Source organism: Pontiella agarivorans (assembly GCF_034531395.1).
Lineage (GTDB): Bacteria > Verrucomicrobiota > Kiritimatiellia > Kiritimatiellales > Pontiellaceae > Pontiella > Pontiella agarivorans.
Genome location: NZ_JARVCO010000010.1, coordinates 812157 through 826740 on the forward strand (window position 1 = coordinate 812157; position 14584 = coordinate 826740).

General features: G+C 50.9%; 6 protein-coding genes. 5 read left to right on the top strand and 1 reads right to left on the bottom strand.

Annotation, left to right across the window (positions count from 1 at the left end):
* Positions 1-70 precede the first annotated feature (70 nt).
* Positions 71-4249 carry a PKD domain-containing protein gene (locus tag P9H32_RS10840; RefSeq protein WP_322608915.1) on the bottom strand — a complete coding sequence of 1393 codons (4179 nt, stop codon included), beginning with the start codon at positions 4247-4249 and terminating at the stop codon, positions 71-73.
* A gap of 544 nt (positions 4250-4793) precedes the next feature.
* Between P9H32_RS10840 and P9H32_RS10845 the strand changes: the two genes are divergently transcribed.
* From P9H32_RS10845 to P9H32_RS10865, 5 genes are all read left to right on the top strand, one after another.
* Complete coding sequence (locus P9H32_RS10845) at positions 4794-5912, top strand: hypothetical protein (RefSeq protein ID WP_322608916.1); 1119 nt, start codon at positions 4794-4796, stop codon at positions 5910-5912.
* A 19-nt stretch (positions 5913-5931) separates the two neighbouring features.
* Complete coding sequence (locus P9H32_RS10850; protein WP_322608917.1) at positions 5932-6693, top strand: hypothetical protein; 762 nt, start codon at positions 5932-5934, stop codon at positions 6691-6693.
* Positions 6694-6824: 131 nt separating this feature from the next.
* Entirely contained in the window at positions 6825-10748 is a 3924-nt protein-coding gene (locus P9H32_RS10855) for a WD40/YVTN/BNR-like repeat-containing protein (protein WP_322608918.1), read from the top strand.
* Between the two features lie 204 nt (positions 10749-10952).
* Positions 10953-13073, top strand: coding sequence for an alpha-L-fucosidase (locus P9H32_RS10860; RefSeq protein ID WP_322608919.1), 2121 nt, complete (start codon positions 10953-10955; stop codon positions 13071-13073).
* Between the two features lie 13 nt (positions 13074-13086).
* Positions 13087-14571 (top strand): sulfatase-like hydrolase/transferase, encoded by a 1485-nt coding sequence (locus P9H32_RS10865; protein WP_322608920.1) that lies wholly within the window; start codon positions 13087-13089, stop codon positions 14569-14571.
* Positions 14572-14584 lie beyond the last annotated feature (13 nt).

Here is a 14584-nt window from a genome sequence, read left to right on the forward strand (position 1 = left end):
GAATGCTACCCAGCCACCTCAACACCGGACAGGAACTTTCCTGATGAGCAGGAGTTAATTTCCCGAAAACTTACGGGCGTGTTACCTCGACTCGGAAGAAAATACTGTCCTTATTCTCTCCCCAGACCCTGCGTCTGATTTCATTCAATTTAGGGTTCGTTGCTGTGTTTGTGGCGATCAGGTTCCAGCTCTCATTCCATGGGCCTGAGATCATATTGGTTGTCCATTGAACTTTATATTCAAGATCGGTGGATGGGCTGTTCAGCTCCATGTTATAAATGCTCACATTCCCGTTCGGATTTATGACTAAACGCGGCTTATTCGGCCCGATGGCTGGATCTGTGGGATCACCACCCATTGCATACTCATCGAGGTTGGAGGCGCCGTCGCCGTCATAGTCGCTTAAGGGATCGGTGGATGCAGGGAGCCCGTAATCGGACAGCCAGTTTTCATATCCAACAGACTCGATATAGGCGGCGATTCCGAATTCCATATCGCGGGATTTCGTCGTGAGGGTTTCCAGCGGCCAGCTGATTAACGAGGTTCCCGAGGTGTCGTAGGCCTGCCCGCCGTCATAAACGGTCGAAGAATTTCCGGTACGCCGAAAGTTGAAGGTATTATCCACCGCTCCGTCATCCGTATTATAAGCCAGATGGAAAGAATACTTTCCGCCGGCAATCAGCGAAACCGGACTGTGGAGGTTGAAGCTGACATAGTCGCCGGAAGTCACATTTAAGCCGGTGAGTTCGAAGTTTTCCCGATGAATAATGCTGGTATCTGACATGTCGAGAATCGCCAGCATAATCGTCGGGAGCGATGCGATGGTGCTCAGATCTGAACCTCCTACCGTTTTCAGTACGATATGTCCCAGTTCCAAGTCGCTGTTTGCCGTGAAGGACTGCCCAATCGTGCGGCCGGTATCGGATGCGTTGCGGTTGATCGGCGTTGACAAGGTCATGGAAGGATTATCGAGTGTGCTGACGTCATAATCGACAAAGGGATTGTCCGCATGAAGACTGATGGTACCTGTCGGCCAGGATGCCGGATCCACAACCGTTACGGAAACGTCATCTGAGGAGGAATCGCCATCATCATCCACGGCGGTCAGTTGGAAGCGGTATACACCTTCGGTCAAGTCGCTGGCGGTAAGGGTGGTTGTATTGGTGCCGCTTAGCGTCGCGGTGGTCGGGCCCTCCAGCTGCATCCACACGGTGCTGATTACCGTCCCTAAGTCCGTTGCAGATCCCTCGAAGGTGGCGCTGTTTTCCGGCAGGGTAATGGTTTGATCGTCGCCTGCGTTCACGTTAGGGCTTGAAGTAACGAGGCCACCACGCTGGGAGGTCGGGTTGGTCAGCAGCTGGGCCTCAGTAACATCTACGTCGGCGTGGCGGAACATGATCCGGTCGGCTTTAAACCATTTAGAACGCCCGCTCATCCATAAGCTGTAGGTTTCACCGGCTTTGAAGTGATAGATCGGGATAACTTTGTCACTGCCGCTTTCCGGATCGAGACAGGGGCCGGCCCGCCATACGAATTGATTATGTTTCCCGCCGAATAACTTGGTGTCCTCTTCTAATACGCTGAGAGTGGCCGGATCGTTCCATCGGGTGCCAGCATCCGGATGCGCGGTATAATCGCCATCCACCCGCACATAGCAGTCGTTTGCCACATCTGTACGGTCGCCCACCGTAACGCGGGCCACATGCATATGAAGATAGTACAAGCCTGGTTTCGTAATATGAAAACGATATTCCAGCGGCGAGTTTACCGGTCCTCCGGGAGCCGAGTTGCCCATGAAGTCCAGATAGCCGGTACCCAGGTGCGGGGTAATGGTCGATAATTCCTCCCAAAGCCCTAAATCGCTGCGGGTATCTTCTGCTTCGAAAATTACGAGTCCGTCTTTTTCAATCCAGATATCATTCTCAAGGACCATTCCCTCCATTCTTTCCAACAGGACGATCCAGTCTGATGCAGGTTCGCTTGGGGCCGTGCCCAGATTGACCACACCGCCGCCGCCTACGTTGGTAATACTGCCAAACTGCAAGTCGCCGCCGTTGCGTGGATCGTACCATTTAACGGTAAAGTTACCGATGGCTGCGGAAAGATCCAGGGTGTCGGTTCCTCCGTTTTTAAGCTGAACCACGTATAGTTTTCCGGTTTCCCGCAGGCAATGATTTTCGGGGTCAGTCAGCAATGCATCTTCGTTGCTCATACGTTCGAGCGGAATGTTGTTGTTTTTGAAGAATTCCAATTCATATCGGCAATAGTCAAAAAATCCGTCACGGGTACGGAAGTCCTGACAGTTCAGGTCGGAATGATCGGTCTGATAACCATAGTAGAATTCAACACCGGCTCCACCGGCCATCGTGACGGCCCAGAGCACATCTTTCCGTGCATTGGTCCAGCTGTCTCCAGGATCGTTTGCATCGCGTAATGCATACCGGGGGTCACCTGGTTCATCTACCGCCACAATCCAGGGTTTTCCCGCTGCTGCGGATTCGGTGACCCACTTCAAGGCTGCGGGGAAAACATCGTCGAAGATGGCAGAGCCGGTCTGGATTGCGGTGCCGGTGAGTTCGGAAAGGGTTCCGAGCATAGGACGATAGCGTACTTCATGTTTCCCCGGGTAGGTATGAAGAACAATATTGTGTCCATACGGATCAATCTTTTTGAAGTATTGAGTCATTTCAATCACCTGTGCGGTGGTCTGATCCTGGCTCTCTTCTCCCATATTCCAGCTGAGGCCGAGATGATGACTGAAGCGTGCGATCAGTTCACGGATATAGAGTTTACGCTCCCGGCCGATAGCTCCGTTATCCATCAGCGTTTCATTTTCTGTTTCCTGCGTTTTGAAATTAAGGTGCATGCCTTTTTTGTCGCCGTAGGCAAAGATCTGTTCCCACTGCGCCATTTTGGAAACATCAAAACGGTCTTTATAGATTTCGCCGGAATCCCAGCGAGTATCATCGGCGACGGCCTCATAGGCTGCTGTTCCATTGACCAACAGGTGCGGAAATACGTTGTCATCATCGCCGTCGAGACTGAAGGTCAGGAAGGAGAATGCATTAAGACCTTTATCGCTGAGGTATTTGATCGCGCCCAGCAGTTCGGTGCCGTTTCCAGAGCCCCAGGTGTATTCCGATGCGTCGACAGCATCGTAGTCGGTAGCATGCGGGCCCCAGCTTTTACGCAGGTTCGGTTTATCATTCATGTCGTTAGGGGTATCATCCACATCGTCGTAGGCCAGCAGGTTCTCCGGTGCATCGGTTCCGGCCTTTAGAAAATATTCGCCGGTTTCGGCGTGTTGCAGGAGATGTTTGCCGACATAGGTCAGGCGGCCTTTGCCTCGGAAGTCGCGTCCGGATTTGTCGGTGTCTGCGATTCTGAAGGTGCCTGTGTCGCCATCAAAGTAGGCCGCACTGGTTCCGGCATCCTCTGCATCGCTGACGGCTACATCGGTGCCGGTTCGGAACGATGCGGAATAGGTCCATTCACCGGTCAGATTAGGAGCAAAGTGGGCCCTCCATACATTTCCGGAGGTGGCACTGCTGTTAGCGGCATCGCCATCGGCAGCATAATATCCGGGAACCCGGAAACTCGTTCCGCTGTCGGTATGCGTGAAAGTTACATTTAAGCGGTAGTCAGCAAACGGATTTACGACAGCTGTTTCACTGGTATCGGGACCGATCCAGCTGAAGGAAACCTTGTGCCATTTTTTCTGTTCGCCGGAAATCGTAGCGTTTCCGCCGGAGGCCGTGGGAATCAGTTCCAATCGTGCCCAGCGCCCGCGGGCGTAGGCAAACCCTGATCCTTCGGGAATCCTGCCATTGGATACCGCCATGGCTTCAACGGATAATTCGGTGCCGGCGGTTACGGTGGTGAACGGAAAGCTGTGAACCTGCCGTACATAGTCGGTTAAAGTCGGATCATTTGTAACGGTTCCAATTAAATCATTTCCGACCCAGACGCGGTAAATGCTTTCTCCATCGGTTTCCTGCAGAGTGGTGAGCTGAATCTCGTATTCGTTCTCCAAACCGGAGAAGGTGGTTGTTGCGCGGGCAAATTTGTCACGATTATTCTCTGCAGCAGCATCGATGGCCAGTGCCCCGCGGCCGGTGTCGATATAGAAGTCAGCCGTTCCTGCGGTGAGAACGGGAAAGTCGGTGGTTGCCTTAAAAACATCGGCCTGTGCGATTCCTGTATATAACAGGCATCCGGTTAAGAATGCAGATAAGCGTATTAGTTTCATTACTATTCTCCCTTTAGGTGAATCGGTCTGTGAGCTGACCGACCTTTATTTCTTCATATCGCCCTGTACGGAATCCGAGCATCTATCTCCATGATTGTTTGCAAACCGTGCGGTAATACAGATCGGCGGACTTGGCTGAAACAGTTAACACTTTTAAACTACCAGAGGCCTGCTACCCGTCTATGCATACTAAAGTATGTGTGGCGAGAAGATGTGGAAGAGAGGCGGTTTGTCGATGAGCTTCACGCTCATCGTGTCTCGTCCAGCCGAATGGCGGGATGCGTGCCATCGGTAATCATTCTCTTCCTGTAAAAAAGTAACCCGGAAGTTTGTTGCGGGAGCTTCATTGCGGCGCTCTTCAGCTCGATATCGAACATTTTTATCAGGTAGAAATTACACGGAGGTGTAGCGGCGGGGACCCATGTGCTCTGGACATACTTTTGTATGGATTGGCTCGTTTTAGGGGTGTGATACTTTGGTTAATACGGGGTGGGTTGATGGCCGTTCATGGCACAGGACGCTACTTTCAGAGGGGGTATAGATCATGAAAAAAAGAAAGAGTCGCCGTTCCGGAAAGGGTATAATTAAGGGAGCTCCGAGCGGGTTTTTGATCAGTTTGCTGGTGCACGCGGGAGCCTTTATATTAGCGGGGCTTTTGGTTGTTTTTACCGCTACGCAGAAGCTGGATAAAAAATTTATTGCGCCCAAGCCGGTAATGCGCCCCAAAATGAAGCTCAGGAAACCAAAGGTGAAGCTCAAGAAATCCGCCAAGCCCAAGGCGCCGACACGCATCGTTACCAAGGTTGAGAGTGCCAGTATGCCCGACATTCAACTGCCGGAAATGAACGGCATGGGCTTTGGGGGCGCATCCACGGGCATCGGCGGTTTTGATGTGCTGCCTGCATTGGAGGATATATCCATACTGGGCTCGAAGATAAGTACAGGAAACGATTTGGTCGGCGTCTATTATGATACTAAACGCAATCGGTCAGGTCAGAATATCAGAGCTAGTGTGGAAGAGTATCGGTACATCGCGCATCGTTTCATGAGGAGTGGATGGAGGCCGAGTATACTAAGTCGATATTACAAGAGTCCGCAAAAGCTCTACGCCAAAGCTATCGTTATTCCTGAAACCATGGCCACGGTTGCTCCGTCATCATTTGCCGATGAGGATGGTGTCGGAGCTTTCTGGCTGATTCATTATAAAGGCGATCTTGTTCACAGGGACGGCATAAAATTTAGATTTTATGGAGCGGCCAACGAATTTATGATTGTGAGAGTAAATGAAAAAATTGTTCTCGGCTGTTGCTGGAACGATGCTCGCAGGAGCGAGGTCATTGGAAACCTCTGGGAATCGAGTTCGCTGGATACCGATACGTGGCATTGGGGACGGGGAAGTGTACAGATCGGCGATTGGATAACCCTTGAGCCAGGAGTTCCTCTGAGCATGGAGATTTTGTTGGGAGACAACGGCTGGAGTACCGGCTTTGTTTTGGGTGTTGAGGTCGAAGGCGAAGAGTACGAAAGGAGTAGGCAGGGTGCGCCCATTCTTCCTGCATTTAAAACGGACGAGCTGTCCCTCGACTATCTTGATGCGGTGTATCGGGAACAGCCTGAAGGTGAAGTCTGTTTAACCAACGGGCCGGTATTCCGCGATTACTAGCTTTCAGAGGAGAGTGAATATGAAAATTCCCAGTGTTGTTGTGAGTATTATCCTGATTCTAATGATGGTCTTATCCAGTTCTGCTGTCTTCGCTGATGCGAGGGTTTGGACATTGCTGGATGATCGTTCGCTTGAAGCTTCGTTTATCACGACCATAGGAGCTGATTTTGTCCTGAAATCCGCGACTGGCAAACAGATCAAAATTCCTGCTTCTGAGTTTAGTGAGGAAGATCGAACTTTTGTCGAACTATTAAGGCCGCCTGAGCTAAAAGTTGATTTCATCAATCAGCTGAAAACGGTCACATTTACTGAGGGTTGGTATGGCGAGTTTGGGCGGGAACCTGAAAAGCACGGGAATTTCGGTCTTCGAATCGTACAGACCAGCAGTGGATCATACCGTCATGAACTTAGCGCCGAATATTTCGTTATAGCCCGGCAGCTATACCGATCGGATCCAAAGTGTTTTCTGATCGATCGTGGCGAGGTTACTTTCACGCTAACCAAAAAAAATAAGAGGACGTTCGAATTCATGAGCGATAATCAGGTGCGATTGCAAAACTGGGAGTATCCAGGTAATGATTTTCTCATTCAGTTTGGCGAAATCTATTATGCATCAGTCGTTGTTATCAGGGATAAACGAGGGGAGACCGTTAAGGTCGAAGCAAGTAAATCCTGGATGGCGGAAAATCTGGAGAATCTAAGTCAGCTTAAAATTGGTAATTATTTCGACAAGAAATGCGTTCGTTGTTTTCCCGCAAGACCAAAGCCATTGGTCTGGTAGCTCCGGACTTGAATCCATTTCCGGTTTATCCCGCAGCGACAGAGTGAAAATGATGACCTCCATACTTATGTATGGGTTGGCTTGTTTGGGGGGTGTGCTACTTTTTCATCTATAGAATAAGGATAATGGTTATGATGAAGAGTACGTGCACGCTACAAATAATGCTGTTGCTTGGGCTGGCATCGTTGGCCGGGGCGCAGCAAATGGATTTTACGCCGTTCTGGACAGAGCGGCAGGTTTCGACGGATCGTATTGAATGGGAGCAGATCGGGCCTGGAAACTCTGGCCATGTGAATGGGCTTTGGTTTAATCGGTACAAAGCGGATACCGTCTTTGTTTCGCCGGATATGTTTGATTCATATCGTTCTCCGGATTTAGGGCTGTCGTGGAAAACTATCAAGGATTTTGATGGAACCGGGGGGGATAAAACCCGTTATTCCGGCGTTGAGTTTTCTGCGCTGGATCCGGACTGCGGCATTCTGATCGGGCGCAGGGATTTGAGTGTGACCTACGACGGCGGTGAAACCTGGTCCGATTTTTCTTCCGCTCCATGGTACAGCTACGGAGCTTCCTATAATACGATTGTCTCGTGCGCGGCAATTGATCCGCAGACGACGAATGTCTGGTTTGTCGGTGCGGGGGGGCATCAGCGTCGGCAGCGGACCTTTGGAACGATGTCGGAAGTCTCTGAGGCCGATCCGCATGGGCTGAGAGATCCGTATTTAAGCGGGCGCATTTATAAGACCACGGACAGTGGTCAGAGCTGGACCTATACGACCAACGGGATCAATCCGCTGGCGGAATTCTGCCGAATTGTGGTGCATCCTGCAGATTCGAATGTGGTTTTTGCGGCTTCGAACTACGGGTTTTATACATCCGTTGATGGAGGGGAGCATTGGACAGAATCGTCGACGGGGTTGGATAATGAGGTGATGATTGATTTTGATTATCATTGGAATCCGTCCAACGCTCCGGGGGACCGGCTTACTTTTTATATCATTAATCAGGTGCGGTATCACTTGGTATCGACCAATGGCGGCCAGACCGTGACCTCTTCCGGCGGGCTTTACCGGAGTTCGGATCTGGGGCAGAGCTGGCAAATTTGCAATGGAGCGCCGACGGGGCTTCATCAGGATTTGACCGCGCTGTCGGGTGCGACCAATGTGCGCAGCTTTTTTTATAAGGTCATGGCGAAATGGTTTGGAGCATTTGAGAATGCGAGTGCTGCAGAGGCTGCTTTAAAAGATAATCTGCCTACGGCTGTCCTGCCGTATATTAATGCGGTATGTATTGATCCAACGGATCGGACGCGGGTGTATGTCAGCCACTTAATCATGAATGATGTGAAATCATTTCCTCCGGGGTTGGTCTGGCGGACAGAGGACAGCGGGGCGACCTGGCAAAGTGTGATGCGGATTGCTCCGGCCTATACGGGGGTGGACGAGGATTATTGGATCGCGCGGGGAAATCCCACGGCTCCGAATATGGAGGTCAGCCATTCGGGGACGGGTGGATTTAATCAGAGTTATGCCAAGTATGCGCAGGGTGGCATTCGCGGCATTGATGTGAACGCGCGGGGCGAGATCATGGCGCTGTGCGATCATGTGACGGTTTTGAGCACAAATCGAGGAACCAGCTGGACACAGGTGGATGAAGATGAAACACCGGATGGAAACTGGGTCGGCCGCGGGGGGAGTAACATCGCCGGTCAGGATATTCTGCAGGATTATCGGCTCGGTCCTAATCGGGTTTATTTCGGGACAGGAGAGCATCGACTGTGGCAGCTACGGGATGATGGTTCAACGATTGGTCCGGGAAAGCAGTCGTTAAAACATTTTGAAAACGCAACGCCTACGGTTTCTGAAATCGGAATTCATCCCTGGGATCCGCAGACGATTTACGCATTGGCATCCCGTCAGTCGGGGGCCGGGGAGTTCAGGAAATCGGCGGATGGCGGGTATACCTGGACGACCCTTGGTGCCCCTTTGGATTATGCGTATGCCGGAAATCCAAGTATGGCGCCGCGTACGATTATTGTGGATCCGATTGATCCGAATTGGATCTATTTCGGGGTCCGGGCGAATTCCTATGATCCGACCGCGGTGGGGGTGTATCGCTCATCGGATGGCGGGGTGAATTGGGAGCAGGCAAATCAGGGGTTTGATGATGAGGATGGGACTCCGGCGGTAACGGTTCTGCTGTTTGATCCAACGGATCCTGAGCGGAAAACGTTATGGGCAGGCGTTGAGTACGGCGGTTCAGGCAAGTGTGTGTATCGTTCGGTTGATCGCGGAGAACATTGGGAAGCGGTTGCGACGATTCCGGAAGATATCGTGAGCATAAATGATGTCTATTTTGATTCATTCGGGCGGTTGTTTATCAGTGCAGGGAAGAACTGGGGGTACACGGAGGAAGGCGGCGTCTGGATGAGCGAAGATCTCGGGATGACGTGGCAACGCATTTTTGCCATGCCGTATACGCTTCGTATCGATGTTTCGCCGCACGATCCAAATCGAATGTTGGTAGTGGTTGGGGATGAGGCGCGTATTGGGCATTTGAACCCCGGGGTTTACTATTCCGAAGATAATGGCGTTTCCTGGGTGAAAGGGAATCGGGGCAATGGAAATCCCTCCAGGGTGTACAAGGCCGTTTTTGATCTGTTCGATCCGCAGTGTTTCTGGATGACCTGTAGTGCTAATGGCTTTGGGAGAGGGAGCGTTGATATGGGCTGGTCGGATCAGCCGGTGGCTCAAATTGGCGGAAATCGCGTGTATTGGGACCAGGATGAAATTCCAGGTGAAAATATTCATTTGAATGCTCATGGTTGTTTTGTGCCTGAGGGAAGAACGGCGACGTATGCCTGGTATGATGAGCAGGGTCAGCTACTTTCTACGGACGTGGAGCTGTCGATGCCATGGGCGGGGGGAGCCAGTGAGATTACGCTTGCGGTAACGGATAGTATGGGGCAGGTGGCTGAAACTACGACCTCCATTCGAATTGGCGATCCTGCTCCTGTATCAGGGGGTGGCCCGATGGTCTTTTCTACAGATCAACCGGTGGGGGCCTATCGATTGTCTACTTTAGGGCTGGAAGAATTTGATCCCGCGAGTGCGAACCGTACATTTACCTCGATTCCCCTGTTGCGACGAGGCTCGGGAAAGAGTCGTTCCGGAGGACAGCTCTTTACTGCCCCGGTCGATTTTGAGCTGGGCAGTGTCGTGTGCCGGATGGGAGGTTCTTCGGAGGTCAACACGGATTCATTGAGAGCGAGTGGACTGAATTTAAGTGTGGTGGCGTATTCGAATGGTTCGCCGGATCACGTGGCTTATTCGGAAGATTTTCTATTTAGCTCAGCCAATACAAATGTGATTCAGGGGCATGAGTTTATTACGTTTAATCTAAGCAGCCCGCTTTCATTGGAGCAGGGCGCTCAATATGCGTTGGTTTTCTGGTATTCGGATGATCAAATTGATTTCATCAACAACTTCGGGCTGATGTGGTCGGATCGGGGCGCTGGACTTTATGCGGGGGGGCACAGTTTTGATTACCAGTGGAATGATTCTGCCACGCTGAACCCGGCAGTGGACTATCCTGTAACCTTCCCGCTGGATGGGGGAGCGAGTACGCGCGATCTGGCGTTCGGCTTAGTGGAGTATCAGCCGCCGTACAGTGGCTATACCGGATGGATCTATAGCTATAACTATTATGAGTCTACGGCCTTCGATTTGGCGGATCCGGATGGAGATGGGGTGCCGAATATGGTGGAGTATGCCTTGGGAGGGAATCCTTCGGATGCAGCGATTCAGGGAGAACCGCCGCATTTTGATGTGGAGGGAAGCGAGGCGATGCTGACGCATGTGTTGCGGGAATCGGCTTCCGATGAGCTGGTTTACCAGTTGGAGCAGTCCTCAAACCTGCTGTCAAATGATTGGGAGCAGGCGGAGAGTCTTTGGTCGCAGTCGGAAGATTTCGGGCCGGACTTTATTATGGTCACCAATGCTTTTTCAACGGATGGGGAGAGTAAATATATCCGCTTGAAAATTAAGCGGAAATAGCACGGTACGAAATGGTAACTCACGTCAGGGGCCTGCTTCGTATGCCTCGGGCGGACGTTTGCATCAGACCAATTTAAAATCCACATACTTTTGTATGGGTTGTGGCCGTATTTCCGACTGCTATTTTAATTTCTGAGTATTGAAACAGGTCGGGGCGCAACGTGTAACGAAGAGTCTGACTGTGCTAAATATAAAAAGGAAATTATGAACCGTTTTTTATTCAAGCTGGCCATTTGTGGATGCGGTATTGCCATTGCGGGATCCGCTGAGGCCAAAATGGTAACTTCTCCCGATGGAAAGGTTTCTCTGGAGATTGCGAATGGGCCGTTTGATCCAACGCCGGAATCACTGAGTAAGATGGAGATTCCTGAATGGTTCAAAGATGCCAAGTTCGGGATCTATGCGCATTGGAATCCGCAGAGCGTGGTGGAGAAGAACAACGGTTGGTATGCCCGGAATATGTATATAGAAGGGGACCCTGCTTATAAGACGCACCTTGAAAAATACGGTCACCCGTCAGAGTTCGGTTATAAAGATATTATTCCGCTGTTTACGGCCGAAAAATTTAACGGTGAGGAGTGGATTAAGCTCTGGAAATCGGCGGGGGCAAAATACGCCATCGGATTGGCGACACATCATGATAATTTTGATATGTGGGATTCCAAATATAATCGTTGGAACTCGGTTAATATGGGGCCGAAAAAAGATATTATGGCGGCCCTGCGTGATGCTGCTGAAAAAGAAGGTATGGTCTTTGGGGTAACCACTCATCTGGAACGGACCTGGAGCTGGTTGCAGACCAATAAACGGGCAGACACTGAAGGGCCGAAAAAAGGGGTGCCCTACGATGGTAATAATCCGGATTATCAGGATTTTTATCTGCCGCCGGATCCGAATGGTGATGACAACCGGCAGCATCCGAAAAATGCTCCCGTTGAATGGCGTATCAACTGGGCGAACCGGATGATTGATTTGATAGATCATTATGCTCCGGAACATATGTATGTTGATGGAGCGATACCGTTTCGGGGTGACGACCAAGGCTTTACCGGGCTGGCTGTTATTGCGCATCACTATAATCGAAGCATTCAGCGGAACGGTAAGTTAACGGGCGTATTCTGCGCAAAGAAACAGGCTCCTTCTCACGGATATTGGTGGGATGGAGTGGTGACGCAGGATTTTGAACGGGGGCGTGCCAATGAAATCCAAAAAGACTACTGGCAGACCGATACCTCGATCGGGAAGTGGTTCTGGAGCGGTGATAAACACCGCCCGGCCTCCGTGGTTATTCATGAGTTTATTGATATCGTTTCTAAAAACGGAAATGTCCTGCTGAATGTTCCGCCGCGTGGTGATGGATCTTTTGATGCAAATGCAGTTGCACTGCTGACCGAAATGGGGGCCTGGCTGCAACGTGAGGGCGACGGAATCTACGGGACCCGTCACTGGCTGATCCATGGCGAAGGTCCAAATACTTTTGTTGGGGGCGGTTCGTTTCAGAAGGATATCACCTATACCTCGAAAGATGTTCGCTATACCCGCAGCAAGGATGGAAAAAATATTTATGCGCATATTCTGGGCTGGGATGAGGACGAAGATGAAATCTGTCTGCAGTCATTCGCGCCGGGTTATGCCGGGGGAGATATGAAGGTGAAGTCCGTTTCGCTTCTTTCAACCGGGGAAAATCTGACCTTTAGGAAAACTGCCCGGGGGTTGGAAATTACAAAACCTGTAGAGCAACCGGGACCCTATGCCTATGGGTTGAAAATAGAGACGGCAGATTATTCAAAAAAATATGCTGAAACACCATATGATGCTTTCAGTAAACGCGTGGTTCAGCATGACGCGGATATTCCGCTTAAGGTATTTACTGCGCAGATTAAAGGTGAAGGTGCGCGTTTGCCGTGGATTCGTCGTCATGGTGGTGTATTGGATTCATGGAGTGATGAGCGGGCCTTTCTGGAGTGGGATGTTGTGGTGACGCAGTCCGGCGCATACGTTCCGGAACTGATTTATGAAGATTGTGAGGACTCAGCCCATGCCGTGCTGCAGTTTTCCCGAAAGAGTGTCGAGGGCGTCAGCGATGCCGTACTGGCCGGTGATGACAAGGGGTTGGATGAGGACGAGGGGTGGGACATTGTTACGGAAGTTCCCGTGGTCTTTAGTCCCGCGGAACCGGGGCAGTTGGTAACGGTGCTGATGGATCAGGCTGCGCTGCAGGTGACGGCCGGTACCTATCGTATTCGCCTGATTCCCGATCAGGAAAATGTATGGAAAGCGGTGGGTTTTAAGGAATTGCACCTGAAGAATAACACGGATGTTTAGTCGGAGGATAATAATGCGCGGGATGATTTATATTTTTGGATGCTTATTGACGATGGGCGTGTTTGCAAAGCAACCGAATGTGGTGTTGATCATGGCGGATGATCTGAGCCACTACAGTGTGGCGGTTTACGGGTCGAAGACCTATTCGACACCGAATCTGGACAGGCTGGCGAATACCGGCATGCGTTTTAACGAAGCCTATGCCCTGCCGCTTTGCACCCCGTCGCGTGTGGCAATTATGACGGGTATGAATAACGGTCGGAATTATATCGGCGGGCATTCGCTCGAGCTCTCGCAGGTCACGTTTGGAGAACTGTTCAGAGATGCGGGGTATGCCACTTGCTTTGCCGGGAAATGGAAACTTTCGGTCGATGGATCTACGCCTGGTGATTTCGGCTTCGATGAATATGCAATCACAGAATACCAAGTGAGCCACCCACGATTCAAAAATGCCGTTATGAATATTAACGGTGAGATCGTGAAGCACACGAAGGGGGAATATGGCCCCGATGTGGCCAATGCATTTGCGCTCGATTTTTTGGAGCGGAATAAGGACAAACCGTTCTTTCTCTATTATCCGATGATTCTGATTCATGATCCTCACACGCCCACACCCGATTCGCCGAAATACGAGGCGAATGAATATGATAATGCCAATGTGCCGGACATGGTACATTACATGGATATGCTTGCGGGTAACGTAATTGACCGGTTGGAAGAGCTGGGGCTTCGGGAAAATACACTGGTTATCTTTACCGGCGACAATGGCAACAAGAAAGTTAACACCGTTGTGCTTAATGACGGGACCCAATACGGGGGCGGGAAAGGCTGGCTGAAAGATGAGGGCGTACACGTGCCCATGATTGCCAATCTTCCGGGGGTTGTTCCGGTTGGAACCAATGACGATCTCATCGATTTTACCGATGTGCTTCCGACGATATGCGACTATGCCGGTATCTCGATTCCTCCGACGGTGCCGGTTGACGGCATAAGTTTTCTTCCGCAGATCCTTGGCCGGAAAAATCCGGTGCTTCGTACGGCCATATACGATTGGTATCGGAATACCCCGAAACAGGAATTGCAGGAGAGTGCCTTTAACAAGGAATACCGACTGTACAGCAACGGGAATTTTTTCAGTGTTAAAGATGATTTCAAAGAAAAATCCGCCTTGGCCATTTCCGAGATGACAGAGCGGCAAATGGATATACATCGTATGCTGCAGGCGGCGTTGGATGATCATGCTTTGGTTCCGGTCGCTAAACTGATTCCGGAAGAACAGTCAGTGAAGATGCATGTGGGGGAACAGTTGCAGCTTGGGATCAAGGTGCTGCCTGAAAACGCGACACAAACCACATTGCGTTGGAAATCATCGAATGATGCTGTCGTGACTGTAAACAAGTGGGGCCGATTGACTGCTGGTAAAAAAGGAAACGCCGGCATCACCGTTACATCGTTTGATGGGAACAGGAATGTATGCATTCCGGTTTCGGTCCAGTAGATATTTCCAGAGA

Bases quoted from the DNA above. Each gene is read 5' to 3' on its own strand.
- P9H32_RS10860 (WP_322608919.1), top strand. From the start codon at position 10,953: ATGAACCGTTTTTTATTCAAGCTGGCCATTTGTGGATGCGGTATTGCC.
- P9H32_RS10850 (WP_322608917.1), top strand. From the start codon at position 5,932: ATGAAAATTCCCAGTGTTGTTGTGAGTATTATCCTGATTCTAATGATG.
- P9H32_RS10845 (WP_322608916.1), top strand. From the start codon at position 4,794: ATGAAAAAAAGAAAGAGTCGCCGTTCCGGAAAGGGTATAATTAAGGGA.
- P9H32_RS10855 (WP_322608918.1), top strand. From the start codon at position 6,825: ATGATGAAGAGTACGTGCACGCTACAAATAATGCTGTTGCTTGGGCTG.
- P9H32_RS10840 (WP_322608915.1), bottom strand. From the start codon at position 4,249: ATGAAACTAATACGCTTATCTGCATTCTTAACCGGATGCCTGTTATAT.
- P9H32_RS10865 (WP_322608920.1), top strand. From the start codon at position 13,087: ATGCGCGGGATGATTTATATTTTTGGATGCTTATTGACGATGGGCGTG.